The following is a 23646-nucleotide window of genomic DNA, read 5'->3' as shown; positions in this document are numbered from 1 at the left end:
AATGGCTTAGGTAACTAAGCCATATTAATTAATAACTGTTTTTTTAATGGTTAGAAAAAAGGCACTTAATAGCCTTAATTCCTAAACTCTTTGAGAAATGCTGCTTTGATGGGGCTTTACAGCTGGGTAAAGCCTATTGAATTAGCTTGTCTTATTCAGTTAAGCAGCCAACAGATACTTCTTGTTCTTCTGGTACTTGCCTGCTCTGGAGGGCACATTGCATAGATTGCACTCGTACTCTTCGTGGAGGTCATACACATCAACCACAAACTTGCCTTTACAACATGAACAAGTTTCAGTTTTCAGAAGTTTTTGCTCCACAAAACGAATCAGTGTCCATGCGCGAATCAAACTAATGACTGGCTCATCGCTGATCGGATGGTCATCAGCCTGCTCAATGATGTGATATTGCTCAAGATAGAGCTGATATGACTTAATGAGTGCCTGAATACCGGTAACATAAGTATTTTCTTTTAAGAAATTGTAAATATTGAGAAATAAAGAAGAATGGATATTCGGCTGCCAGGTCAAGAACCAATCGGTTGAAAACGGCAACATACCTTTGGGAGGTGAGATTCCTTTTAATTCTTTATAAAGCTTAGTCAAACGCTCGCGTGATAAGGAGGTGTGTGACTCCAGCAACTGTAGACGCGCACCCAAATTAATTAACTGAATCGCTAATTGCAGCTGCTCAGTTTCACCAACAATGCTTTTGACTTTCATGATCTAAATTCCGCTTTCGTTATGAATATTGCAGAACTTAGGCAATGGCTTCGGCTTTTTGGCCGGCCATCAAAATAGAGCTGTGGACGATAGATTGGGATAAACCCTTAGTATTTTTGGTCAGCATACCCAACATAGCAGCATCGTCAAAGCGGAAGCGCATCAGCATCATGTTGGAGCTGGCCAACTTAATCAACTGAGAATTGCTTAAATCCCCAATTAAATCAGCGATATCCATGCTCACGCCAAGGCGGAAAACAGCCTGCTCCTTGTCTGCTTGAATCATCTGTTGAGCCAGCATTAAATAATTCAGATTCGCTTCACGAATTTCTGTCATAATGCTTTCTTGTGATTTATCAATCAGTTGCATGTTCTATCTCACTTAATTTATGCGATTTAGTACTTTCGCGATGGATGTAGTTTGCCCGACCCATTTTTTTTCTAAATGAGATAAATGCTACAAATTTAGTAAGGAAAATACTTACAAATATGTATAAAATCCAGTTTGAGTAGGGATTAATGAGCGGCAATGTCGTGCATTTGATCTCAGAAAATGGATAAAAGAATGGCTATTCAAATAGCCAGCAGAAGCCCGAGCCATCAAGCTAGAGCACACATGGAGACTAGATTTTGTATACGCCGCAAAGCATTCAAAACTTAGCCGCCAACAATGGCTTGGGTACATTGCCCTACTGCCCTGCTCTGCAGTCTCTAAATCAAGATCAGCAGATTTACCGCACTCAATTCACAGCAAATAAAGCGTGAAGTTGTGACTATAAACAACACCACATCTGCTGAGGATTTAAAAAATCACCACCATTTGGTGTTAGCAAGGTCTCAAGTCCTGATTGTTGAGGACAACCTCATCAATCAAACCGTCATAAAGCAATTTTTAATTCGCGCGGGTGCTCGTATTGATATTGCTAGCAATGGCCAAGATGCTTTAGCACTACTAAAGACCAAGCATTACGACGCAGTCTTAATGGATATTCAGATGCCCGTGCTCGATGGCTTGCAAGCATGCAAACAAATTCGAGAGCAAGAACATCTGAAGTCTTTACCCATCATTGGACTCAGTGCGGGGGTATTTGCAGATGAGGTTCAGCAATGCTTTGACCATGGGATGAATGACTTTATTAGCAAACCCATCGACCCAGACAAGCTATATCAAACATTGGTGAGTTGGATTTCGCAATTGAAGGTTTCCGATACTGATTTGCATACTTCCTATCCAAGCATGGCGCCCGATCAAGATCTTGCCGACAGCCCCCTAGGGGAACTGTCTGGATTTAACTTCAAAAAACTAGCCCTCTTCATGGCTGATATCTCTTTGACCCATAAACTTCTAAATCTCTTTGCATTAGATTGTCGCGATTGCAGTGTGGGTCTTCAAAATGAAATTGCCATGAATGATTACCAATCTGCACAAAGTCGTATTCATGGATTTAAAGGATCTGCAGCCACGATTGGTGCTGAAGCAGTTTTTGCTGCCGCTGAATTTCTGGAGGCAGATTTAAGGCTGGGTCAACTCCAAACAGAGAACTACCACCATTTTTTAGAGATGCTCACGACCACAAGGATCAAAGTAAAACAATATCTTGATCAATCGGAAGCGCGCTCAGAGCGCAGTACTGTCAAGCAAGATCTCCAAGATAAGCTACTGCAAGATCGCATCATTCTTCTCACTGAAGATAATGTGACAGCACAAGAGGCTCTCAAAGAATTTTTAGAAATCTTTGGGGCGAGCATTGACGTGGCCAGCAATGGTCAAGATGCTTTAGAGCTACTCAAGACCAAGCAATACGACGCGGTGTTGATGGATATTCACATGCCTGTATTGGATGGCTTGCAAGCATGCAAACTCATTCGACAACAAGAACATCTTCAGCATTTACCAATTATTGGGCTGAGTGCCAGAGTATGCGCTGATACCTCTCAGCAATGCCTTGATCACGGAATGAATGGCTGTATTGCTAAAACAGTTGACCCTCAAGAGCTAGTCAAGCAACTCGCTCTTTGGATGAACTAGAGACTTATTTATCTAGTCTTAATTTGCCACCGCTGCACGTGTAGTTCAACTCGCGCACAATCGCTGCACTAATAATTTGATTGCTTGGGTCAATGGCTTTGACATTAATCACCAGCTTATTGGGCATGTTGAGATAAGTGCCAACAATCACCTGGCTAGCGCCAACCTTGGTATTGCCAGTCTGACCAATCTTACGAGTCAAAGACACAATACCGGTATCACTGATGCGAATATCTTTACCAAACTCAACTTGCACAACTCTCTTGCCTGGTATGCGCGCTAGATAAGTACGCATCATCTCGCTCATCACCAAGACATTCGGCTCTGCTTTGAGTGTATTGACATTCACAAAATCGGCAACGAGCAATACGCCGTATTCATCTGGGCCATTAGGATCAAACTTAGGTAATGCCGTATTCAGTTCGGTTGCCATACCAGATACCAGCGCAGTCAAATCGGTTGCTTGCAGCTTATCTTCAAACGTGAGGCATTGCGCATCACTGCGACTGGTAGTGGCGCAAGCTGTCAGACCCAATAGCGCGCCGAGCAAAACAATGACGAGAGGGAGGAAAGTAAAGCGAGAGGCAGGACGAATAGACATATCGATTCAGAATATCAATAAAAGTCGTATTCTACTAGTGGATGCTAGTGGGATTAATTAGTGAGATTTAAGACTGTCATGGTTGGCGGTCTTGGAGGACCATCCAACAAATGCGAGATCAGACGATCAGCAGGCAACTTCACTTGGGCTGTAGACACTACCGCGCCACTGATCACCTGAATCATTCTGACGTTCAAAATCAAACCTTCAGCAGTATTCACATAAGTACCAGTGATGATGCTGCCAGTTTGTACTGGTGGCTTGAGTTGCTTGACATCTCTACTCAAAGAAAACTCACCGCTAGCTTCAATCAGAATATTTTTTCTGAAGGTGATATCTGTGACGGACCAATTTCTTAATTGCATTTCATGCATTAAGTTTTGCGCTAAGAGACGGCCCAACTGAGAAGTCTCATTCAAGGTATTCAGAGCAACAAAATCAGTAACTACTAAGGCACGGCTTCTCATCTCTGGAGAAAGATTGCGCTCAAGCTGCTCAGCAATAAACATCGAAGCAGTATTGAGTGCCCCGGTTGATGAAGTGCTTGGTACTAAAGAAATGGGCTCATAGCGAAACGGATAAGGTGAAACTGTCTTTTCTTGACCTGGCTGGGTCTGTGCATGAGCAGAAGTGAGGCAAGTGAATGCAGTCAATAAAGTACAGGCAAAGGTGCCACGCCCCATGGCGGAGAGCATGTTTAATAATAGTTTCATTGCGCAACCGATCTAGAACTTACGGTCTCAGTTGGCATCATCTTATTGACCTTGGTATCGCTATCAGGCAGTCGAACGCGATAACTCACCGGAAAATCACTGGACATTCCTGGCTGAATAATCATGACTGAATAGTAAGGCTGTGAGTTGCAATTATCACAATTGACTGCATAGGGCGAGCTCGCAGAAGTGCATCCTGAACAAATCAGAAGACTCGCAATCAATAATGAAAGATAATTTAAACGCAACATATCCTTAGCCTAAAACTTCGACACTGCTTCATTTGAATACTTCAATACCAACAAACGTTTTGACACCGCACTGCTTAATATGGCGCGCTTGTGTGGATTCCTATATTCCCTTTACGGCTCAAAATTGCGATTGATGAGGATTTAGTGAAATGAATTTTCAGAAGTCACCGATTTAATGGCAAAGCATTTTTTATTTGGCAAGGTTCCGCCTGCGCTGATTGCCCTGATCGTCCAAGGCTGCGCTTTTGTTCTGGCGGCTGCCTTATGTTGGCTTGCGATACAACTAGACTTTCATTTCCCAGGCTTTTTACCTAGCGCCTTTCCCAATCTGGTAGTTCTTTTAATAGCGCAAGGAATAATTGCCTATTTTTTAAGCATTACCTTTCGAATGGCCCATTGGTGGCGGTATATTCACCTGCTTTTTCCCTTGGCTATTTGGGTTGCGCTGGCACTGGATATTCCGACCAGCTATTTTTTAATTGGCTTTCTACTCACCGCAGCCCTTTTTTGGTCGGTTTTTATCACTCAAGTGCCCTTTTACCCCTCCAAGCCCGAGGTTTGGAATGCAGTTTCTGAGCTTTTGCCTGGTAAAAAGCTCAGAATTTTGGAAATTGGCAGTGGCCTAGGTAATTTTGCAATTCGTATGGCCCAGTTACGACCAGAATCTTGCGTTGAAGGCATTGAAATAGCCCCTTTACCCTGGATGATGAGCGTTATTCAGTCCAAATTCCTCAGATCACCCACTCGTTTTCGTCTTGGTAACTATCAAAAGGTTGATTTTGCCAACTATGACCTGATTTTTGCCTACCTTTCACCAGCCGCTATGCCCGATCTATGGCAAAAAGCCCTTCTAGAGATGGGTGGTGAAAGCCTCTTACTGAGTCATGAATTCCCCGTGCCCAACATTCATGAATCCCAGAAAATGATCTTTAGCTCAGATCAACGGGAGTGCTATGTCTATAAGATCGGCCAATATCGCCCCGCTTAACGGGAAGACAGGCACCATAATCTTGCTTTATTCAGGCAATTAAATGTCGTAATCACATGTATTCTTCTGTTATTCAGACAAAAAGGGGCTTCTTGTGTTTGTCATCATTGGTTACGTAGTCGTTATTTTCTCAGTCTTCGGCGGATTCATGATGGCCGGCGGTCACCTTGCGGCCCTGCTTCAACCGATCGAGTTATTGATGATTGGAGGTGCTGCATTTGGTGCCTTTTTAGTCGGTAATGACATGAAAACCATTAAAGCAACGGTTGCAGCCCTACCGACTGTGCTTGCTCCGTCTGGTTACAGTAAAGCGCTCTATTTAGATTTGCTAGCCATGATGTTTGAGTTTTTGACCAAGATTCGTAAAGACGGCATGATGGCCATCGAAAAAGATGTAGAAAATCCAGAAAACAGCGCCATCTTCACCAAGTACCCAAAAATTATGAAAGACCATCATTTGATGGACTTTTTATGCGATTACTTGCGGATGATGCTCTCCGGCAATATGGAGCCCTTCCAAATTGAAAACCTGATGGATGTGGATATTGAGACTCACCACAATGAAGGTCATGCAGTGTGCCATGCGATCGCGAAAATGGCTGACGGTATGCCAGCGTTTGGTATTGTTGCTGCGGTGATGGGCGTGGTTCACACCATGTCATCTGTTGGTCAAGTATCTAACAATGAACTAGGCGTCATGATTGCACACGCTCTCGTGGGAACCTTCTTAGGCATTTTGCTCTGCTATGGCTTTGTTGGACCACTGGCCACCATCCTGGAACAGAAGCTCAATGAATCTACCAAGATGCTCCAAACTGCTAAGACGATTTTACTAGCGAGCTTAAATGGTTACGCACCAACAATTGCCGTAGAGTTTGGACGTAAGGTATTAAATTCGACTGAGCGACCTGAATTTATTGAACTCGAAGAGTACATTAAAGGCGCCAAAACGCGTTAATGCATGGCTACGAAAGAAGATAAGCCTCTCATTGTTGTAAAACGTATTAAAAAAGTTGCTGGTGGACATCACGGAGGAGCATGGAAGATTGCTTATGCAGACTTCGTAACGGCCATGATGGCCTTCTTCTTGCTGATGTGGCTTTTAGCCTCAGTCTCTAAAGAAGATTTAAAAGGTATCTCTGAATACTTTAAGATGCCAATTGAAAAAATTGTCTCCACTGGACCTAGTACTACAGGATCAAGCGGTATTTTTGTTGGCGGTGGTAAAGATCTCACGCGTAAAGATGGTGAAGTTTCTAAAGCGGATGACAACAGCGATAAATCTCCGCAAAAAATGCTGGACGAAGAAGGTCTGAAGCAACTGAAGACTAAAGTTGAATCTGTCATTCAAGATAATCCTCAACTTAAAAGCTATAAACAACAAGTATTAATAGATATTACTGACGATGGCCTGCGAATTCAGATTGTAGATAACCTCAAAAGACCGATGTTTGCCTTATCTGATGATGAACTTCAATCATATGCGCGCGACATTATGAAGGCCATTGGCAAGTCATTGAATGGTGTTGAAAATAAACTCACCCTATCTGGCCATACCGATGCACACCCTTTCCCAAATAAAGAAAAGTCTTATAGCAACTGGGAGCTATCTGCAGACCGCGCCAATGCTGCGAGACGAGAGTTAGTGAATGGCGGCATGGATGAAACCAAACTATTGCAGGTTATCGGTCTATCTTCTGCCGTTTTATATGACAAGGCAGACCCATTAAACCCAATCAATCGTCGCATCTCGATTATTGTGATGAATAAAAAAGCCCAAGAACGCATAGAGAAAAATATGTCCATTGAAGCTGGTAATGCTGAAGGTGTTCAAAAAGGCATTCAAGCAGGGGCTCCTGATGCAAAGGCAGCCGCAGTCAAGCCAGCAGACACTAAGCCTGCCGTTAAGCCCTAAGTAAATCCTTCGACCCTACTCTATTCATTCATCAAAAGTATTTACCCTTTCGCTTATTTGTAATAATGTAGATCATGATGACACTAAAGACCGGTCTTCCTAAGCTCCCTTACTTGCCAGTTAAAGTTGGCTTAATCGGCATGCTATTGACCGCGCTCTTGATGGCAGGTCTACTTTTACTCAATACCCAAAGCTGGGCACCGGAGTTCAAAATCTCTGGCAAGTCTGCAAGCTCTACTTCCGCTAAAAACACAACTCCTGACTCACCAAAAGATGAGGCTCCGGCACCTGTCGATTTAAATAAGCTCAAAGAGTTAATTGCACAAAATCGCATCTTTTTAAATACTGCTTATGCAGAGAAAAAAGCACCTGATCCTGTCTCAGAAGAAGTGCGTAATTTAGCGGATCGTGTTACTCAAGATCTCGCCGATATGAATGCTATTTGGCAATCTTATTTAGCGAGTCCTTTAAGCGCTGAAGAAAAAACATTAGCAACACAATTTACAAGCGATTTTGATAAACTGGTTAACCAATCGATCAAGCCGACTGTGGACCTTTTGCAAGTGAACTACTTATCGCAAGCCAGCGCCCTGCTCGCCCGCACCCAAGGCATGCAAACACAAGTAATGGCTGATGTAGATGCGCTCATCAAAGCCCAAGCGAGTACAAAACTCATTGCCTTACAAAAGAAAAGTGTGACAGAAGTTGCACCGTCAGCACCTTCAGTTCCGGTAGTTGAAACATCAAATACGTCAAGTGAAGCCTCTTCAGTTAAGTCAAATGCGCCATCCTCTGTTAATGGCATGCCTACTGATAAGCTCATGATCATTACTGTTGGCATGCTGATCATGCTCAGCTTGGCCCTCCTAATCTCAAGAACTCTGAAACACAGCTTAGGCGCTAGCCCTGAAGAATTAACTAAGGCTGCAGGCTATATCGCTAGTGGTCAATTGGATTACCGCATTACATTGAGCGCAGGTGACCATAGCAGTGCGATGGCAGCCATTAAAGCGATTCAGGGTGAATGGAAGCAGTTCATGCTCGATACCAGCATTTTGAATGCCGCCATGCAAGATGGAAAGTTATTGGGTCGCCGAGATGCTGATCAGCATCGTGGTGCTTTTTATGAATTTGCGCAAGAGCTCAACACCACTATTGACCTGGCAATGCAAAAGGGTCAAGTCTCTGAGTCTGCGCAACGTAGTGTGCAACAAGCTCTCCAAAAAGCCTTAACACAAGCTCAAGCTATTCCTGCTGCACTACAAAATCATGATTTGAGCAAACGTCTTGCGGTTGATAGCGAACTGGAAGAAGTCAATTTACTCAATAAAACCATGAATCAACTCCTAGATAAGATGGAAGAACTCAGTAGCTTTGCTAAAGGTCAAGGGGTTGAGATTCAAAAGTTGGCTAAAGAGTTAACGCTTTACCATACAAGCCTCATCAAGGGCGCCGAAGAGCAAGCTCAGGTCTTGCAAAGCTCTAATCTCAAGATGCAAAGCTTGGGTGATAGCACAAAACAAAACGCTGAAAACGCCAAACAGGCTCGTCTCATGGCAGTTTCTACCTCTGAGATGGCGAATACCCTCACTGCTGAAGTAGCTCAGTCAGGAATTCCTGCTGAAAAAATGGATAGTATTCATAAGGTGGTCGAGCGTATTGCTAGCTCCACACAATATGTCGCCGATATGAGCGCCAACATCACTACCGCCTCTTTAGATCAGAGCTTGAACCTCTATGAAGTGAACAGCGCCGTATCTCAGGTCGAAAAAATTGCCCAGAAAAATGTAGAAACCATGAAAGATACGGTCCATAGTGGCGAGGCGCTCTTGCAACACGCAAACACCCTAGCCCAAACTTTTGGTCAATTAACGGTTTCAGAGCCTCAAAATGCCCCTTTGAATACCGTTTCGCCTGATACTCCAAAGAGTCCAGAAGCTGAAATTCCCCCAGCAAACCCAGCTGAAAAAGACCCTGACTGGAAGCTGTTTTAAGCCCAAATTTGGGTAAGTTTTTTACCCAAAAATCTGACTAAAACCGGTGTTTTTAGCTATCTATTGCTAATAATCCCAGTTTTAGAAGCTTGAATTAAGGGGGGTTCACCCCCCTTTTCCAGCAATTCATTTACAACCCGCTCGCTGAAAATCATTTATCAGCAAATTAATCCTTTTTAAGGTGTAGCGGTGGCAGAAGAAAGCGATTTAGAAAAATCAGAACAGGCCTCGTCGACGCGACTAGAAAAAGCGTACGAAGAGGGTGACGTTCCTCGCTCAAGGGAATTGGCGACTTGCGTCTTGCTGTTTACCGCCGGACTATCTATCTGGGGCTTAGGATCTCACCTAAATGCTTCCCTCAAAGATCTCTTAAGTAATGGCTTAACCTTTGATAGCAGACTAGCGTTTAACACTGAAGCAGGTCTTGGGCGCTTATCTGATCAAATCATCGACTTATTGATTGCCTTTGCTCCATTAGGCTTTGCTTTAACCATTGCCGCTTTAGCAGCACCAGTATTGGTGGGCGGCTGGAACTTCAGTACCAACTTATTAGTTCCTAACTTTGAAAGACTGGATCCCATCAAAGGTATGGGTAATCTCTTTTCAAAAAATTCTTTAGTAGAACTGTTTAAATCCATCGCCAAGGCAACGCTCATTGGCATAGTGGCCTATTACGTTATTGCTGCTGATTTTGCAGAGCTGATCACCCTCTCACTCATTCCAGTAGAGGTCGGTTTAGCAAAGACCGGTTTATTTCTGGTGCAGTCATTTATTTTTATTGTGGGTGCCTTGGTAGCCATTGCTTTGGTTGACGTGCCGTATCAGTTGTATAGCTACGCTGAAAAACACAAGATGAGCCGTCAAGAATTAAAACAAGAATCTAAAGAAGGTAACGGCAACCCCGAAATCAAAGCCAAGATTCGTCAACAACAAAGAGAGATGTCACGCCGCCGCATGATGTCTAATGTGCAAAAAGCAGATGTGATTATCACCAACCCTACGCACTACTCGGTTGCTATTCAATACAAAGAAGGTGATATGCGAGCACCAATGCTGTTAGCAAAGGGTACCGACACCTTAGCGCTACGCATTCGGGAGATAGCCAAAGAACATGAAATTTTGATCCTGGAATCACCTAAGCTTGCGCGTGCGATTTACGCCAATACCGAGCTTGATGCTGAAATTCCAGAATCCTTATACCTCGCGGTTGCTGAGATTTTGGCCTTTGTATTCCAGGTCAAGAACTTCAATGGTCGCAGCGGTGCTTACCCAACTCAACCGCACAACATTGTTGTGCCCGATGAATTAGATCCTTTATCTAGCAGTAAGCAACTTGAGCTTGCATCATGAACTTCACACAATTTTTAGACTCTCTTAAAAGCCTCAACAGCAAGACGGTTGCGGGTCCTATCATCATTGTGCTGTTGCTAGCCATGATGATTTTGCCGATACCGGCAATTGGCTTAGATCTGTTATTCACCTTCAACATTGCCTTGTCTATTTTAGTATTGATGATTGGACTGCAAACTTCCAAGCCTTTGGATTTTTTAGCCTTTCCAACAGTACTCTTAGTCACCACCATGTTGCGCCTGAGCTTGAACGTGGCCTCTACACGCTTAGTATTAACAGAAGGTCATACCGGTCCCGCAGCGGCTGGTAAGGTGATCGAAGCTTTTGGCCACTTCCTAATTGGTGGTAACTACGCTGTCGGTATCGTGGTCTTCATTATTTTGACCATCATTAACTTTACGGTGGTTACCAAAGGTGCTGGTCGTATTGCTGAAGTGGGTGCTCGTTTTACTTTAGATGCAATGCCAGGTAAGCAAATGGCGATTGATGCTGATCTCAACGCAGGCTTAATTGGCCAAGATGAAGCCCGCAGTCGCCGCGCTGAAATTGGTCAAGAAGCAGAGTTTTATGGTGCTATGGATGGTGCCTCTAAATATGTGCGTGGTGATGCGATTGCGGGCATCCTCGTCATCGTCATTAATATTTTGGGCGGCCTGATTGTCGGCATGCTCCAGCATGATTTGAGCTTTAGTGATGCGGTAAAAAATTACACTCTGCTAGCTATTGGTGATGGCTTAGTCGCGCAAATTCCATCGCTCATTATTTCTGTTGCTGCTGGTATTGTGGTATCTCGCGTAGCCAATAATCAAGATATTGGTACGCAGTTGACCAAGCAACTCTTTACCAATCCTAAGGTTCTCAATATCACTGCCATCATTATTGGCGGCATGGGTCTCATTCCTGGTATGCCCAATTTGGCATTCCTATTGCTTGCAGCCACCCTTGGCGGTATTGCTTACTCATTGAAAAGTCAAACCAAAAAACTGCTGGAGTCAGAGACAAAAGCCAGCGAAGAAGTGGCGCAAGAGTCTATCGATGCGACTTGGGATGATGTTATGCCAGTTGATGCTTTGGGTCTTGAGGTCGGCTTCCGCTTAGTGCCACTAGTCGATGCACGCCATGGTGGCGATTTGATTAAACGGATCAAGGCCTTGCGTAAAAAGTTTGCTCAAGATGTGGGTTTCTTAACCCCGCCTGTGCATATTTGTGACAACCTAGATCTCAAGCCTTCCGCCTATGTCATCAAACTCAAGGGCGTTGAAATTGCTAAAGGCGAATCTCACTACGGTCAGTTCTTAGCGATCAACCCTGGCAATGTCACCGGTGAATTACCTGGTCCCGTCACTTCAGACCCTGCTTTCGATTTACCAGCTACTTGGATTGATCACTCACTACGCGAAGAAGCACAAAGTAAAGGCTATACCGTTGTAGACGCCAGCACCGTAATTGCTACTCACCTAAATCATGTGGTGGGCATGCATGCTTCAGAGCTATTAGGTCATCAAGAGGTTCAACAATTAGTGACCTTACTCGGCAAAGAGTCGCCTAAATTGGTTGAAGACCTGATTCCAAAATTACTCACCATCTCAGTAGTGCAAAAAGTACTGCAAAACCTCTTGGCTGAAGGTGTCACGATCCGCGATATGCGCACCATTATGGAAACGCTGATTGAATACGCACCCCACACTCAAGATCCCGCTGATCTGACTGCCAAAGTCAGAGTGAAATTGGGTCGCGCGATTACGCAGCAACTCTTCCCTAACAGTAATGAGATGTCAGTGATTTCATTAGAGAACAATCTTGAGCGTTTATTGATGCAAGCAGTCACGGGTTCTGGTGACAATAGCTCGATTGAGCCAGGTATTGCCAAAACCCTTGCCAATGAGGCGAATGAAGCTGCTAAAGAGCAAGAGAGAAACGGACATTCTCCGGTATTGCTCGTTGCTTCACCCTTACGCGCTACCTTAGCCAAATTTTTGAAGAGAGTCACGCCTAACTTACGTGTGCTGTCTCATGAAGAATTACCTGATTCTAAAACTATCCGTGTTGCCAACTTAATTGGAGGTTCAGTATGACCATGAAAAAATTTCTAGCCAAAACGACTCGTCAGGCTTTGATGCAAGTCAAAGAAGAGCTTGGTGAAGATGCTACCATTATTTCTAATCGTTCGATTAACGGCTGGACCGAAATTTTGGCACGCAGTGAATCGATCACCCTTCCAGGCTCCAAGCTACTCGACAGCGTCAGCAGTGCTAAGGAAAAGGCAGAAAAAGCCTTGCAAGCTAAAAAGGTACAAGAGACCGTTGATTTACTTAATGGTAGATCTACCTCTAAGGTGACCTCCCCTCCTGTGGAGTTGACTACTTCTCATGAAGAAGTCATGGCACCTAAAGAGCAGCCTGTAGAGATTATCAACCATCCACAGATTCAAGGAATGCTCAAGGAGATGCGCGAGATGCGCAACCAGTTTCAGGCACAGTTAGAAACCCTATCTAATAGCACCCTCGAGTTCAGCCCGAATAAGCGTGATTTGATGAGCCAATTTTTATCTGCTGGCTTTAATTTAGATTTAGCTAAGCGCGTTATTAGCAAATTACCGTCCGATTTTTCAGCTAAAGAAGCTAAACCTTGGGCAATGAACTTACTCGCCAAGAATATGCAAGTTCTAGAAAATGAAGCGGAGATCATGAATCAACATGGTATCTATGCCCTACTTGGACCTACTGGCGTTGGCAAGACTACGACGATCGCCAAAATTGCCTCTCGCTTTGTTCTCAAACATGGCAACCAAGACATTGCCTTAGTGAGCACCGACACCTACCGTATTGGCGGCCATGAGCAATTACGCATTTATGGCAAGATTTTGGGTGTGGAAGTGTTTGCCGCTAAAGATGCTCAAGAATTACAACAAACTTTAGAGAAGTTGCAAGACAAAAAACTCGTTCTGATCGATATGGCCGGTTTGAGCCAAAAAGATAAGATGGTCAGCAGCCAACTCGATATGCTCTGCGAGGCATCACGCGATATCAAAAAAATCATTTGCTTAAATGCTAGCGGTACCTTAGATACCCTCAATAATGTTAGCAAGGCTTTTGCTGGCAGAGGTTTAGATGGTTGCATCATCACTAAGGCAGATGAAGCCATTGGTTTGGGAAGCGTAATCAATGTTATCTTGCAAAACAAGCTCAAAGTACTCTATCTCACTAATGGTCAGCGCGTTCCAGAAGACATTGCTCTAGTAGATAAAATCGCTTTGATTGAAGAAGCCTTCAAACAAGAAGACTCTAGCGATCACCTCTCGATTGTCAGACCAGAAGACTTGCCCGCTTTTTTCAGCAAATCTAGCGTAATGACATTAGGGCAAGCACAATATGCTTAATCCACGCGATCAAGCAGAGGGCCTCAGACGAATTTTGATGCCCACCAAGGCTTGTGCTATCAAAAGCTTGGGTGCGAGGCTAGCTCAAGGTAAAGGTTACCTATTGCCCGATTTGGTCAAGGAAATCGATAGGAACAATATCCACTTTATCGATATGAGTCTGGATCACACCCAAGAGCTGCCCCTAGCCCTCTTGAACCAGCATGAAATCGTACTCAAGTTGGCGCAAAGCTCAGAGTCTATTAAGCGTGCCTTTGGGATCATCAAATTATTGGCGAAAAGCCCTGAAAACCGGGTCTTTGGGATCATCGTGAGCGCCCAAAATCCTGAGACTGCGAAGACCGTCTTTCGCAACCTCAAGCATGCCAGCCGGGCTTTTTCACAGATTCAACTGGAAATCATGGGTTTTAGTACACTAAGCAACAGTTGGGTAAGCCCAGTCGTCATGGACTCACCCCTTGTTGTGACACGCATGATTACTAGAGACCCTATTTTTACTACCCAATTTGGTATAGCCCCTACTCAATAAGATCATGTACAAGGCCGACGGAAAAACAGACCAGAAAGAAACTCTGGTCCATCAATACGCCGACCTGGTCAAGAAGATGGCTTATCAGATCAAGGCCAAGTTGCCGGCCAGCGTGGAAGCAGATGATTTGATCCAAGCGGGCATGATGGGCCTCCTAGATGCTGCCGGCAAATACCAAGATAATCAAGGTGCCCAGTTCAAGACCTATGCGACCCAGCGCATTCATGGGGCAATCATGGATGAACTACGTAATGCGGACTGGTTGCCTCGCAATGTTCGCAAACAAATGCGCGATGTTGAAAAAGCGATTGCTAGCTTGCAACAAAGTCTTGGCAGAGCTCCTTCAGAAAGTGAAGTTGCCAAAAAGCTCAAACTCGATATTGCCGATTACTTTCAGATGTTGACTGACTGTAGTGGTCATCAACTCATTTATTTTGAAGATGTCCATAAGGGCGAAGAAGAAGATCACTTCTTAGATCGCTTTATTCAGAATAATAAAAGTGATGTCATTAATGGCTTACTGTCCAAAGACTTTAAAGAAGCCCTGAAGCAGTCGATTGACGCCTTGCCAGAACGAGAAAAAATGTTGATGGGCTTGTATTACGAACAAGAACTCAACTTAAAAGAAATTGGCGCTGTCATGAGCGTCACTGAATCCCGTGTTTCCCAAATGCATAGCCAAGCAGTCGCTCGGATACGCGCAACCTTAAAAGAGAAATTATGGACTGGGCCAGCCTAGGCGGTATTGCACTTGCACTCATTGGTATTTTGATTGGTCAATCGATTGATGGCGGCAGAATTGGATCACTACTCCAGCCTTCAGCCTTTTTTATTGTGACCTTTGGCACTTTTGGTGCGGTCTTACTGCAAAGTCGCCCCGTTAATTTTCGTAGTGGTATTGCCAAACTCAAATATGTCTTTGTAGAGCCCATTGATCAGCGCACTGCTTTGGCAATGGAAATTTCTCACTGGAGCATGGTAGTCAGAAAAGAAGGTGTCTTAAAGTTAGAAAACTTCATGGTCGAGACGCCTGATCCTTTTGTGAAAAAGATTCTCCGTTTAGCCATTGATGGCGCGCCACCGCAAACCATTAAAGAAATTGGCGCCAATGATATTTATCAATATGAACTACATGAGCGTAATGCGATCAAGATTTGGGATTCTGCGGGTGGTTATGCTCCCACAATTGGTATTTTGGCAGCAGTGATGGGCTTGATCCATGTGATGGAAAACCTATCTGATCCGACATTGCTGGGTAGCGGCATTGCAATCGCCTTCGTATCAACGATTTACGGTGTGGGCTTAGCTAACCTGGTGTTCATTCCGATTGCTAATAAACTCAAAACCCTATTGCAACTTGAGGTCTCAAAATACGAGATGTTAGTTGAGTCCTTAGCATCGATTGCTTATGGCGAACATACCAAGGTGATAGAGGACCGTTTGTCTGGATACCTCCTTTAAAAATCCTCCCTTAAAGCGACGTAAACGCCCAGAAGATCACGAACACCATGATCGCTGGTTGGTATCCTACGCCGATTTCATCACCCTGCTCTTTGCCTTTTTTGTGGTGATGTACGCTAGCTCAAGCATTAATGAGAAAAAGTACGATGCCTTGTCCAATTCCCTGATATCGGCTTTTGCGCCAGTACAAACGACTGAGGGCGATAGCAAGCTCGATGTCAAGCTTAAGCCTAGTGGAGAGATCGCAGGGACTCAAACTGAATCAAGCCCTATCTTGATTGACCCCCTGGGCCTCATTAGACTCAAACGTGACATGGCTTTTATCAAGCGGGAGAAGATGAATCGGGTTGAAAAAGACCTGACTACGGCTTTAAAACCGCTGATTGAAGATGGCAAGATTGGCGTCATGCAAACCTCTAAAGGCGTGCGCATTGACATCATTGATAGCTATTTATTTAGCCCTGGATCAGCCAGCGTCACTAGCCCTGCGGCGCTCAATACGCTAGCGCAAATTGCCCCTATTCTGGCTAAAAGTGATCAAGCGATTGATATTGAAGGTCACACTGATAACCAACCCATCAATACCAAAGCCTTCAACTCTAACTGGGAGCTCTCCGCCATCAGGGCGACTACTGTTCTCAATATCTTGAATCAAAAAGGCATTAGTGAGGCACGCTTGAGTGCAACCGGATTTGGCTCATCCAGACCGATAGAGTCCAATGACACTGCAGCAGGTAAAGCAAAAAATAGAAGGGTCTCTATTTTGTTATTAAGTGATTCTGGTCAACAACCAGGCTCAGATATTACTCCTGCTAAGTTAGCCCAACCATTAGCCCAACCAGCGACACTGCCTCAGACTCAGCACATGGAAACCAAGAGTCAATAAAATAGTGATGCAAGAATCATCTGTAACTGCAGAAACACACTGACGCTATAATCTCACCCTATGTCATTCCTCGATCTACTCGGCCCCCTCCTCTTTGTCATTTTGATCATCATGGTGATCGGTATTGCTGCTTTTGTGGTCAAGCTGAGTGATGCGATTGATAAGCAAGAAAAAGTAATCAAAACTATATTTAGAATTATTGAGGAAAATCAGGCTGAAGCCCGCAATGCCATTGATGCCTTTGAATCAACCCGCGAAAAAGTGGTCAGTGTCAGCACCCGCGTAGAAAGTGTCGAGTTTGAACTAAAGGGTATGCGGGACAAAATGAAAGAAATGGCGATTAAAAAATAAAACTGAGCTATAAGTTCTTCGCCTTTCTAATTGATCGGCGACTAGCTTAATCAAGAGAAAATTGCTCACTTCAAAAATTGATCTCCGCCAGTTATCATGTATTTACTCGCTGATAGCAAAGCGCTTGATTGTTGTTTTACAGCGCCCCTCAATCAATGAAGTAATTTGACCAAGAATTGGGTGATCCAAGTCATTGGCTTTGAATTGAGTGTGAAGACTCTGCGCAAGTCCTGGCAATACATCAGCGATCTCAAGTACTCTCCTCTTTAATTGAGGTGCACCTAACTGGGCAGATTCGGCCATCTGTACCCAATGGCGTGCATGCAATTCATCGAAGCGGTATTTGCTGCCAATCTTCATGGCCATACTATCGGTAAGACCTGGATAGACCGCTGTTGATAACACGTCATAGAGTGGCGCTAATTGAATTCCATTTCGACCATATAGTAATGAAAAGTTCTTTGCGTGGGCATCGTTGTTACCAACCAAGCAATTAAAGATGATGTAGTCCAGTAGCCTCAAAAGATTAGGGGCACTCGGTGTGGTGACCTTACGTACCAATGCAAATCCATCGACAATAGATGGCCCACCCTCATTTTGGTATTTAAACTCTGGACCCACACTCAATGCCTGACAAAAATCTTCTTGGTGCAATCTTGTTAATAGTCCATTGCTGTCACAAAAACGGTCATATCGTTCTACCAACAAATACGTTTTACCTTTTGTGCAGCCAATCTGAGCGGTAGCTGCACTTAGCTTTAGCTCCTTAGCCAAGGCAAGGCAAAAGGCTTCGTTATAAACACTTCCATCCACATCCGATATCTCTGGCTTAAGTATGTACGAGCTGGGAATATTATTTTTTGGTAGGCCAATTTCAAAATAATTACCTCGAGCAACCTCACTCTGCACCTCTCTAACAACTACCGGTAACTTCTCTTGGGCTCCTGCAAGAGAAAGTCTTAATCCGGACTCTCCAGCAAGCAATGGTCGCTTCGGCAGCTTCTCTAGGACTCCAAGTAATTGATCTTCCTTAAGCCACTCTATCGATTCACTTGCATGCGCTTCTAGAGGAGGTATTTGACCAGGCTCCAATAAAATCAATGCACCTGCACACTCACCCCCAATACCATCCAATAATGCAAAATCATTTTTACTGGATACTTTTAAGATGCTGGCTACTGCAGCACGCTTCTCACCCTCTGGCAATAAGCCAGCAAAAAAAGGTTTTGTAATCTTGTCGCCAAATGATTCGGGAATTAAAGGCAAAGAGTGCGAAAGAGGCTTAGCATTTTTTGATTCTAGCCATTGAGGTAAATATCGAAAAGACAGATAACCCTCGTCTTGAGTTAGCACACCAACGCACTCACCAAAAAACCAGACGTTTAGTTCTCGAACCATTTAGCGCGCACCCTCTTGCTTGTTTACAATAAATGGGTCCATGCCCTCTACGCTTAATACACCACCCAAGGCTTGCAACACCCTGAGAATATTTTCCAATCTAAGCGTGGGTTTACCCGCCTCCAGTTCAACGATGAACCTTACCCCCACGTTAGCGGCGAGCGCCAATTGTGGTTGAGTCAATTTCAAACGCCTACGAGTTTCACGGATCAGACTACCTAAATCTGTTGAATTTTGAATGGATGTGCTCATAAATATTTCCTGTTCGGGAAATTTTAATCAAATATGCCTATTTTTTCAACATAATTTCCTGATCGGGAAATTTATAGATTATTTGCTCAAATTATAGGCATATATTCCCGATCGGGAAATATTACTGTATATCACCACTAACTAATAGTGAATAACCCACCAATTTAATAATGGCTATCAAGATGCAGTTCGTTGAGAGTCTAGCCCTCAATCTTGCGTCTCATGAAGAGGTCATTTCCAGTCTCATCCTGAATAACTGCAATGAGCCTGTTCACATCACCAAAATTTGATAGGCAATAAGTAGCCGTCAATCTCTCTGCTGAGAGCTTGTTTTGATGAATCCGTAGTGATTTTTTCTTTGACCAAATGAATCAACATATCAATCACGAGTGCTCTCACCTCATCTGGGTGCCAAACATTCATACGATCTGTGAATGAGGATAGAAAATTCTTGCCATTTAGACCCCGTAATCCAGGGTGCAAACTTTCTGAGAGTTCAATAGTCGTTGCCAGAGATTGCATGGCATTACGGTTACCAGAAAACTGGGTGTTAAAGGTTCTGCATAATCTTTCAATGAGCTCGGATTCGGTTAAAGCAGCCATACAGGGTCCAGTTTTAATAGTTTTAGATGCATTACATCTCAGTAGTCATGGCATTATGACATCTTCTAAAATGAAGCGGTATCTCAGGACTTTATAGCCCAAATCCCATGAAAACCAGTGCCTCCAAAATCAGGGTAGCCGACAAACGAGCTGCCCGCCTCTTATGCCAGGCTTTTAATGATGCGATGCGCAGTGGGGCTGAATACAAGGCTGCTTTGGTAAAGATGATGGATGGTCAAAAATCGCTGATTCCGGAGCTCAGGTCCCTGGACTCCAAAAGCGTCTTGGCAGCCTCGAATCTGCAAGTCAATGTCATGTTTCCGAATGAGTTTCGTAAAAATGCCATCCAAATGATTACTTTTCTTTTGTATAAGCATATCAACCCCAATCTCGGTGGCGCAGACCGTTTTATATTGGAAGCGTTTATTGATGAGCAAGTGCTGCCACTCAAAGAGTGGGTGCAATAAAGTCAGTAAACCGACTTATTCAGAAGTATTTCCTAAGAGGGATTGCCTACCCGTTTGATCACGCTAGCCAACTTCTTGGCGTAATCAGGATCGGTAGCATACCCTGCTTTTGCCATTGCATCGGCATAACTGTTGACGTTACTCAGATTGTTTAAGACATTTTGGTAACGCGGGTTACTTGAAATCAAGTTTGCAAAATCTTTAAATGAGTCTGCATAAGAGTCGTAGGCTCTAAATTTTTCAACTCTGGTCTGCTTCTCACCATTGATAAATTCAGTCGTGACTGCAGAAACAGTCTTGCCCGTCCAGCTGCCGCCTGCCTTAATGCCAAATAAATTATTACTTTGGGTGCCATCAGCCCCTTTGATTTCTTTTTTACCCCAACCCGTTTCTAGTGCAGCTTGACCCAACATAAACTGTGCTGGTAGTCCGGTAGCATTACTGGCTTGCTGCGCATAACTAGACATTTTGTTCGTAAATGAGCTAACGGTTTCTTTAACAGCATTGCCTACTGAAGAAGCCATTGCGTCACCTGCATCTTCGAGCGAACTAAAGAGTTTGGAGACCTTATCCATAAATGAGGGAGTAGGCTTAGTGCTGCCATACATGGATGCTACCGAGGTGTAGGCAGATACCTTAGAACTGATATTGGGGTCAAATCGATTTAGACCTAGTGCTTTTGAGCTAATGGGTTCATCCCCTGGCTTGATCGCATCGGTCTGTATACCTGCGGCTTTACTGAGCTGCTTAACCAAGACGTCGGCTAAGCCAATCCCTTTGCCTGACGAGAGCTTTTGGCTCAACTGCTGGTCAAACATTGAGGTGTAGAGTTTATTTTGCTCAGTATTAAAGACACCATCCTGTGGACTAGCCTCTCGCATACTTTTCAGCATCATATTGATAAAGATCGCCTCAAATTGCTTTGCGACTCCCTTTATAGCTTCAGGAGAATTTTCTTTAGCAGATTTTTTGAGACTAGATAGGCTATTAGTGTCTAATGCCAGTTGATTGCTGACATCAGACGCTGATATAGAGTTACTAGGTAATGCCATTGTGGTATTGCTTAAATAATCTCAAGCTCAGCACGTAGCGAACCAGCGGCTTTGATGGCCTGCAAGATGGCGACCAGGTCTTGTGGTGTGGCACCAACAGCATTGAGTCCACGAACCACATCAGATAATGATGCACCACCAGCTAACTGAATCACATTACCTGGGTCTTGGTTCAAGCTCACTTGAGATACCTTCGCCTCAACCGTATTGCCCGTATTCGAGAATGCGCTTGGCTGGCTTATCACCGGCGTCGTGCTAATGACAACAGTCAAGTTACCGTGCGCTACTGCGCAGTTCTCTAGCTCAACCGTTTGATTTAGCACAATTGAACCAGTACGCGCATTGAGAATAACCTTCGCCTCACCCTTGGCAGGAATGACGTCGATACTTTCTAAGGCAGCTAAGAATTGCACTCTATTACCGTTCTCGACAGTATTCGGATCAATCTGAATCACTCTAGAGTCTTGAGCAAAAGCAATGGGCTTGCCAAAACGCTTATTAATGGCCGCAGTCACAATGCTGGCGGTAGAAAAGTCTGAGCTTCTTAACTCAAGACTGACCATTTCCATACCCAACAAATTACTCGGAATAGTTCTTTCAACCGTTGCTCCTGCTGAAATACGGCCGGCATTGAGTTGGTTAATCGTTGCAGAGCTGCCGTTAGCAGATGCGCTTGCGCCCCCAATCACCACGTTGCCCTGAGACATTGCATAGACCTGTCCGTCAGCACCCTTTAAAGGGGTCAATAAGAGTGTGCCACCTCGCAGTGTTTTGGCATTACCCATAGCGGAAACAGTCACGTCTAAGTTCTGACCAATTTGCGCAAATGGTGGCAAGTTGGCAGTCACAATAACTGCAGCAACGTTCTTCAACTGAATTTGTGAATAGGTACCTGGCGGCAGTGTGACGCCTAATGACTGCAACATATTCAAAGTAGTCTGAAGAGTAAATGGCGTTTGGGTAGTTTGGTCACCTGTACCATCTAAGCCCACCACCAAACCATAACCAATTAATTGGTTACTACGAACGCCTTGAATATTAGCCAAATCTTTAATGCGCTCTGCTTGCGCTGCAGGAACAATCACCATGCTTGCCAAAACACCAGCGCAGACCACTAAAAACGCTGCTAGGCTTTTTTGCCATTGCGGAGTTTTATCTGCTCTAAATAATGAAAAACGGTGGGTTCTGGTTGGCAATAACATAAGTAATTAGAAAGGCATCATAGTTTTGAAAAAACGGGTGATCGAACTCGCCATGTAAGAACTATCCATGGTGTTATTGGTACGATATTCGATACGAGCATCAGCTACTGTATTGGAATCCACTGTATTGTTAACAGTAATCATTTTTGGATTTACGGTTCCAGAAAAACGAATGAACTGAGCGCCTTCATCAAAGCCAATTTGTTTCTCGCCCGCTATGGTTAAGTAACCTGTTGGTGACACTTCAAGTACAGTCGCAGCAATACTTCCTGTAAAGGTGTTATCTTGCTGGCCTCCACCTTTATTCTCATTAGAAAGATCGTTAGCCCAACTCCAAGTTGGACTAATCGTATTGCCAAACTGATCTTTTGCAGTAGCAGTAGATGAAGAGGTTTTAGAAGATAAATTATTTAAAGTCGTTTTAGATGTGGTGCTTTCAGCAACAACCACAGTCACGATATCCCCTACAGCACGGGCACGATTACCCTCAAAGATGGGACGGTAACTTGCAGTGCTATAGATCGTTCCAGGAGCATTCTGCATATTGAATTGACGTGCGGTACCGGGACCAGGGTTTTGGGTAATGGTCGAAGGCGTCACGGCACAAGCCCCTAAGATGGATAGTGCCGAGACAGCGCTAACAAGCTTGATAGCGGAGTTGCAAGAATTAAACATTAAACGCATTTGGATTAGCCGCCTAATTGAGCTAAGCGTTGCAACATCTGATCAGATGTCGTAATCGCTTTACTATTGATTTCATAAGCGCGTTGGGTTTGGATCATATTGACCATCTCCTCAACCACATTCACGTTAGAGGTTTCAATAAAGCCTTGCACTAAAACACCAGTACCGTTTGCACCAGGGTTCGATGGGTTTGGTGTACCAGAAGCAGCAGTTTCGGCGTAGAGGTTCTCACCTTTAGCACTCAAGCCAGCTGGGTTAATAAAGGTTGCCAACTGAATTTGACCAACCTGGGTCTGTGCAACGGTATTTGGCAAAGTGACGGAAACGACACCATCGGCTGCAACCGTAACGGTTTGAGCATTTGCTGGAATCGTAATCGGTGGCTGAACGGTATAACCACTAGAAGTTACTAACTGGCCCGTGCTATTAATCTGAAAACTACCGTCGCGGGTATATTGAGTTGTGCCATCAGGCATCAATACTTGGTAAAAGCCACTTCCGTTAATCGCGATATCAGTATTGTTACTGGTTTGCTGTAGGTTACCTTGCGTAAAGATGCGCTCAGTTGCCACAGGCTTTACACCAGTACCAATTTGCATACCAGAAGGGAGTTGGGTTTGTTGTGATGACTGCGCACCAGGCTGACGTAGAGTTTGATAGAGTAAATCCTCAAACACCGCACGTGATTTTTTAAAGCCAGAAGTACTCACGTTCGCCAAGTTATTGGAGATTACGTCCATTTGAGTTTGTTGTGCTTCTAGGCCAGTTTTTGAAATCCAGAGCGAGCGTATCATCTTATTTCCTTTAATTTAGGTGCA

The 23646-nt window shown here is 44.2% G+C and carries 26 protein-coding genes; 14 read left to right on the top strand and 12 right to left on the bottom strand.

Translation table 11 applies throughout. From position 1 onward, the window contains the following. Positions 1–159: 159 nt before the first annotated feature. Both flhC and flhD read right to left on the bottom strand, forming a co-directional pair. The gene (gene flhC, locus AOC29_RS04230; RefSeq protein ID WP_215296784.1) at positions 160–723 is read right to left on the bottom strand and encodes a flagellar transcriptional regulator FlhC; all 564 of its coding nucleotides are present in this window, start codon (positions 721–723) and stop codon (positions 160–162) included. 37 nt (positions 724–760) lie between these two features. Continuing rightward, a complete protein-coding gene (gene flhD, locus AOC29_RS04225) occupies positions 761–1093 on the bottom strand; it encodes a flagellar transcriptional regulator FlhD (protein ID WP_088525987.1) in 333 nt (110 codons plus the stop codon). Between the two features lie 399 nt (positions 1094–1492). Here flhD and AOC29_RS04220 point away from each other — a divergent pair, with 399 nt between their 5' ends. Then, on the top strand, positions 1493–2752 hold the full coding sequence (locus tag AOC29_RS04220; protein WP_088525988.1) for a response regulator: 1260 nt from the start codon (positions 1493–1495) through the stop codon (positions 2750–2752). 4 nt (positions 2753–2756) lie between these two features. Here AOC29_RS04220 and AOC29_RS04215 read toward each other — a convergent pair whose 3' ends face one another. From AOC29_RS04215 to AOC29_RS04205, 3 genes are read right to left on the bottom strand one after another with little or no spacing between them, the layout of a single operon-like run. After that, a complete protein-coding gene (locus tag AOC29_RS04215; protein WP_215296782.1) occupies positions 2757–3353 on the bottom strand; it encodes a FlgO family outer membrane protein in 597 nt (198 codons plus the stop codon). 53 nt (positions 3354–3406) lie between these two features. Then, the gene (locus tag AOC29_RS04210) at positions 3407–4066 is read right to left on the bottom strand and encodes a FlgO family outer membrane protein (protein WP_215296781.1); all 660 of its coding nucleotides are present in this window, start codon (positions 4064–4066) and stop codon (positions 3407–3409) included. Continuing rightward, a complete protein-coding gene (locus AOC29_RS04205; RefSeq protein ID WP_088525991.1) occupies positions 4063–4317 on the bottom strand; it encodes a hypothetical protein in 255 nt (84 codons plus the stop codon). The genes AOC29_RS04210 and AOC29_RS04205 overlap by 4 nt, the downstream gene beginning before the upstream one ends. Before the next feature lie 175 nt (positions 4318–4492). On the opposite strand from AOC29_RS04205, the gene AOC29_RS04200 reads away from it, so the two are divergent. The 12 genes from AOC29_RS04200 to AOC29_RS04145 all read left to right on the top strand — a co-directional run bounded on the left by AOC29_RS04200 (position 4493) and on the right by AOC29_RS04145 (position 17170). After that, a complete protein-coding gene (locus AOC29_RS04200) occupies positions 4493–5305 on the top strand; it encodes a bifunctional 2-polyprenyl-6-hydroxyphenol methylase/3-demethylubiquinol 3-O-methyltransferase UbiG (RefSeq protein WP_215296780.1) in 813 nt (270 codons plus the stop codon). Positions 5306–5399: 94 nt separating this feature from the next. Next, positions 5400–6263 carry a flagellar motor stator protein MotA gene (gene motA / locus AOC29_RS04195; RefSeq protein ID WP_215296778.1) on the top strand — a complete coding sequence of 288 codons (864 nt, stop codon included), beginning with the start codon at positions 5400–5402 and terminating at the stop codon, positions 6261–6263. 3 nt (positions 6264–6266) lie between these two features. Further along, a complete protein-coding gene (motB, locus tag AOC29_RS04190) occupies positions 6267–7220 on the top strand; it encodes a flagellar motor protein MotB (protein ID WP_215296776.1) in 954 nt (317 codons plus the stop codon). Between the two features lie 74 nt (positions 7221–7294). Then, a complete protein-coding gene (locus AOC29_RS04185; protein ID WP_215296774.1) occupies positions 7295–9214 on the top strand; it encodes a Tar ligand binding domain-containing protein in 1920 nt (639 codons plus the stop codon). Positions 9215–9403: 189 nt separating this feature from the next. Further along, positions 9404–10564 (top strand): flagellar biosynthesis protein FlhB, encoded by a 1161-nt coding sequence (flhB, locus tag AOC29_RS04180; protein ID WP_215296772.1) that lies wholly within the window; start codon positions 9404–9406, stop codon positions 10562–10564. Further along, positions 10561–12639 (top strand): flagellar biosynthesis protein FlhA, encoded by a 2079-nt coding sequence (flhA, locus tag AOC29_RS04175; protein WP_088525998.1) that lies wholly within the window; start codon positions 10561–10563, stop codon positions 12637–12639. Before flhB ends, flhA begins: the two co-directional genes overlap by 4 nt. Continuing rightward, complete coding sequence (gene flhF / locus AOC29_RS04170; protein ID WP_215296770.1) at positions 12636–13943, top strand: flagellar biosynthesis protein FlhF; 1308 nt, start codon at positions 12636–12638, stop codon at positions 13941–13943. Before flhA ends, flhF begins: the two co-directional genes overlap by 4 nt. Then, complete coding sequence (locus tag AOC29_RS04165) at positions 13936–14472, top strand: hypothetical protein (protein ID WP_215296768.1); 537 nt, start codon at positions 13936–13938, stop codon at positions 14470–14472. Before flhF ends, AOC29_RS04165 begins: the two co-directional genes overlap by 8 nt. Positions 14473–14476: 4 nt before the next feature. Beyond that, complete coding sequence (locus AOC29_RS04160) at positions 14477–15211, top strand: RNA polymerase sigma factor FliA (protein WP_088526001.1); 735 nt, start codon at positions 14477–14479, stop codon at positions 15209–15211. Further along, positions 15193–15933 (top strand): flagellar motor protein, encoded by a 741-nt coding sequence (locus AOC29_RS04155; protein ID WP_088526002.1) that lies wholly within the window; start codon positions 15193–15195, stop codon positions 15931–15933. The genes AOC29_RS04160 and AOC29_RS04155 overlap by 19 nt, the downstream gene beginning before the upstream one ends. Continuing rightward, the gene (locus AOC29_RS04150; protein WP_215297341.1) at positions 15917–16819 is read left to right on the top strand and encodes a flagellar motor protein MotB; all 903 of its coding nucleotides are present in this window, start codon (positions 15917–15919) and stop codon (positions 16817–16819) included. The genes AOC29_RS04155 and AOC29_RS04150 overlap by 17 nt, the downstream gene beginning before the upstream one ends. A gap of 60 nt (positions 16820–16879) precedes the next feature. Beyond that, a complete protein-coding gene (locus AOC29_RS04145) occupies positions 16880–17170 on the top strand; it encodes a hypothetical protein (RefSeq protein WP_088526004.1) in 291 nt (96 codons plus the stop codon). Positions 17171–17272: 102 nt separating this feature from the next. On the opposite strand, the gene AOC29_RS04140 is transcribed toward AOC29_RS04145, so the two are convergent. The 3 genes from AOC29_RS04140 to AOC29_RS04130 form a co-directional block, all read right to left on the bottom strand. Further along, positions 17273–18568, bottom strand: coding sequence for a type II toxin-antitoxin system HipA family toxin (locus tag AOC29_RS04140; RefSeq protein ID WP_215296767.1), 1296 nt, complete (start codon positions 18566–18568; stop codon positions 17273–17275). Continuing rightward, complete coding sequence (locus AOC29_RS04135) at positions 18569–18820, bottom strand: helix-turn-helix transcriptional regulator (RefSeq protein ID WP_088526006.1); 252 nt, start codon at positions 18818–18820, stop codon at positions 18569–18571. A 276-nt stretch (positions 18821–19096) separates the two neighbouring features. After that, a complete protein-coding gene (locus tag AOC29_RS04130; RefSeq protein ID WP_215296765.1) occupies positions 19097–19423 on the bottom strand; it encodes a hypothetical protein in 327 nt (108 codons plus the stop codon). A gap of 107 nt (positions 19424–19530) precedes the next feature. Here AOC29_RS04130 and AOC29_RS04125 point away from each other — a divergent pair, with 107 nt between their 5' ends. Continuing rightward, the gene (locus AOC29_RS04125; RefSeq protein WP_215296763.1) at positions 19531–19890 is read left to right on the top strand and encodes a hypothetical protein; all 360 of its coding nucleotides are present in this window, start codon (positions 19531–19533) and stop codon (positions 19888–19890) included. Between the two features lie 32 nt (positions 19891–19922). On the opposite strand, the gene flgJ is transcribed toward AOC29_RS04125, so the two are convergent. The 4 genes from flgJ to flgG form a co-directional block, all read right to left on the bottom strand. Next, positions 19923–20942 (bottom strand): flagellar assembly peptidoglycan hydrolase FlgJ, encoded by a 1020-nt coding sequence (gene flgJ / locus AOC29_RS04120; RefSeq protein ID WP_215296761.1) that lies wholly within the window; start codon positions 20940–20942, stop codon positions 19923–19925. Between the two features lie 11 nt (positions 20943–20953). Continuing rightward, positions 20954–22030, bottom strand: coding sequence for a flagellar basal body P-ring protein FlgI (locus tag AOC29_RS04115; protein ID WP_240553885.1), 1077 nt, complete (start codon positions 22028–22030; stop codon positions 20954–20956). A 120-nt stretch (positions 22031–22150) separates the two neighbouring features. Further along, positions 22151–22828, bottom strand: a complete 678-nt coding sequence (locus tag AOC29_RS04110) for a flagellar basal body L-ring protein FlgH (protein WP_215296759.1) — start codon at positions 22826–22828, stop codon at positions 22151–22153. Positions 22829–22833: 5 nt separating this feature from the next. Then, positions 22834–23622, bottom strand: coding sequence for a flagellar basal-body rod protein FlgG (gene flgG / locus AOC29_RS04105; protein ID WP_088526011.1), 789 nt, complete (start codon positions 23620–23622; stop codon positions 22834–22836). Positions 23623–23646 lie beyond the last annotated feature (24 nt).

The sequence above is a fragment of the Polynucleobacter sp. JS-JIR-5-A7 genome (assembly GCF_018687935.1).
Lineage (GTDB): Bacteria > Pseudomonadota > Gammaproteobacteria > Burkholderiales > Burkholderiaceae > Polynucleobacter.
This window is presented reverse-complemented; position numbering and strand designations above follow the sequence as displayed.

Excerpts from the sequence above, each read along its gene's own strand:
- flhC (WP_215296784.1), bottom strand. The coding sequence starts at position 723 with ATGAAAGTCAAAAGCATTGTTGGTGAAACTGAGCAGCTGCAATTAGCG.
- flhD (WP_088525987.1), bottom strand. The coding sequence starts at position 1,093 with ATGCAACTGATTGATAAATCACAAGAAAGCATTATGACAGAAATTCGT.
- AOC29_RS04215 (WP_215296782.1), bottom strand. The coding sequence starts at position 3,353 with ATGTCTATTCGTCCTGCCTCTCGCTTTACTTTCCTCCCTCTCGTCATT.
- AOC29_RS04210 (WP_215296781.1), bottom strand. The coding sequence starts at position 4,066 with ATGAAACTATTATTAAACATGCTCTCCGCCATGGGGCGTGGCACCTTT.
- AOC29_RS04205 (WP_088525991.1), bottom strand. The coding sequence starts at position 4,317 with ATGTTGCGTTTAAATTATCTTTCATTATTGATTGCGAGTCTTCTGATT.
- AOC29_RS04200 (WP_215296780.1), top strand. The coding sequence starts at position 4,493 with ATGGCAAAGCATTTTTTATTTGGCAAGGTTCCGCCTGCGCTGATTGCC.
- motB (WP_215296776.1), top strand. The coding sequence starts at position 6,267 with ATGGCTACGAAAGAAGATAAGCCTCTCATTGTTGTAAAACGTATTAAA.
- AOC29_RS04185 (WP_215296774.1), top strand. The coding sequence starts at position 7,295 with ATGATGACACTAAAGACCGGTCTTCCTAAGCTCCCTTACTTGCCAGTT.
- flhA (WP_088525998.1), top strand. The coding sequence starts at position 10,561 with ATGAACTTCACACAATTTTTAGACTCTCTTAAAAGCCTCAACAGCAAG.
- flhF (WP_215296770.1), top strand. The coding sequence starts at position 12,636 with ATGACCATGAAAAAATTTCTAGCCAAAACGACTCGTCAGGCTTTGATG.
- AOC29_RS04165 (WP_215296768.1), top strand. The coding sequence starts at position 13,936 with ATGCTTAATCCACGCGATCAAGCAGAGGGCCTCAGACGAATTTTGATG.
- AOC29_RS04160 (WP_088526001.1), top strand. The coding sequence starts at position 14,477 with ATGTACAAGGCCGACGGAAAAACAGACCAGAAAGAAACTCTGGTCCAT.
- AOC29_RS04155 (WP_088526002.1), top strand. The coding sequence starts at position 15,193 with ATGGACTGGGCCAGCCTAGGCGGTATTGCACTTGCACTCATTGGTATT.
- AOC29_RS04145 (WP_088526004.1), top strand. The coding sequence starts at position 16,880 with ATGTCATTCCTCGATCTACTCGGCCCCCTCCTCTTTGTCATTTTGATC.
- AOC29_RS04140 (WP_215296767.1), bottom strand. The coding sequence starts at position 18,568 with ATGGTTCGAGAACTAAACGTCTGGTTTTTTGGTGAGTGCGTTGGTGTG.
- AOC29_RS04135 (WP_088526006.1), bottom strand. The coding sequence starts at position 18,820 with ATGAGCACATCCATTCAAAATTCAACAGATTTAGGTAGTCTGATCCGT.
- AOC29_RS04130 (WP_215296765.1), bottom strand. The coding sequence starts at position 19,423 with ATGGCTGCTTTAACCGAATCCGAGCTCATTGAAAGATTATGCAGAACC.
- AOC29_RS04125 (WP_215296763.1), top strand. The coding sequence starts at position 19,531 with ATGAAAACCAGTGCCTCCAAAATCAGGGTAGCCGACAAACGAGCTGCC.
- flgJ (WP_215296761.1), bottom strand. The coding sequence starts at position 20,942 with ATGGCATTACCTAGTAACTCTATATCAGCGTCTGATGTCAGCAATCAA.
- AOC29_RS04115 (WP_240553885.1), bottom strand. The coding sequence starts at position 22,030 with ATGGTGATTGTTCCTGCAGCGCAAGCAGAGCGCATTAAAGATTTGGCT.
- AOC29_RS04110 (WP_215296759.1), bottom strand. The coding sequence starts at position 22,828 with ATGCGTTTAATGTTTAATTCTTGCAACTCCGCTATCAAGCTTGTTAGC.
- flgG (WP_088526011.1), bottom strand. The coding sequence starts at position 23,622 with ATGATACGCTCGCTCTGGATTTCAAAAACTGGCCTAGAAGCACAACAA.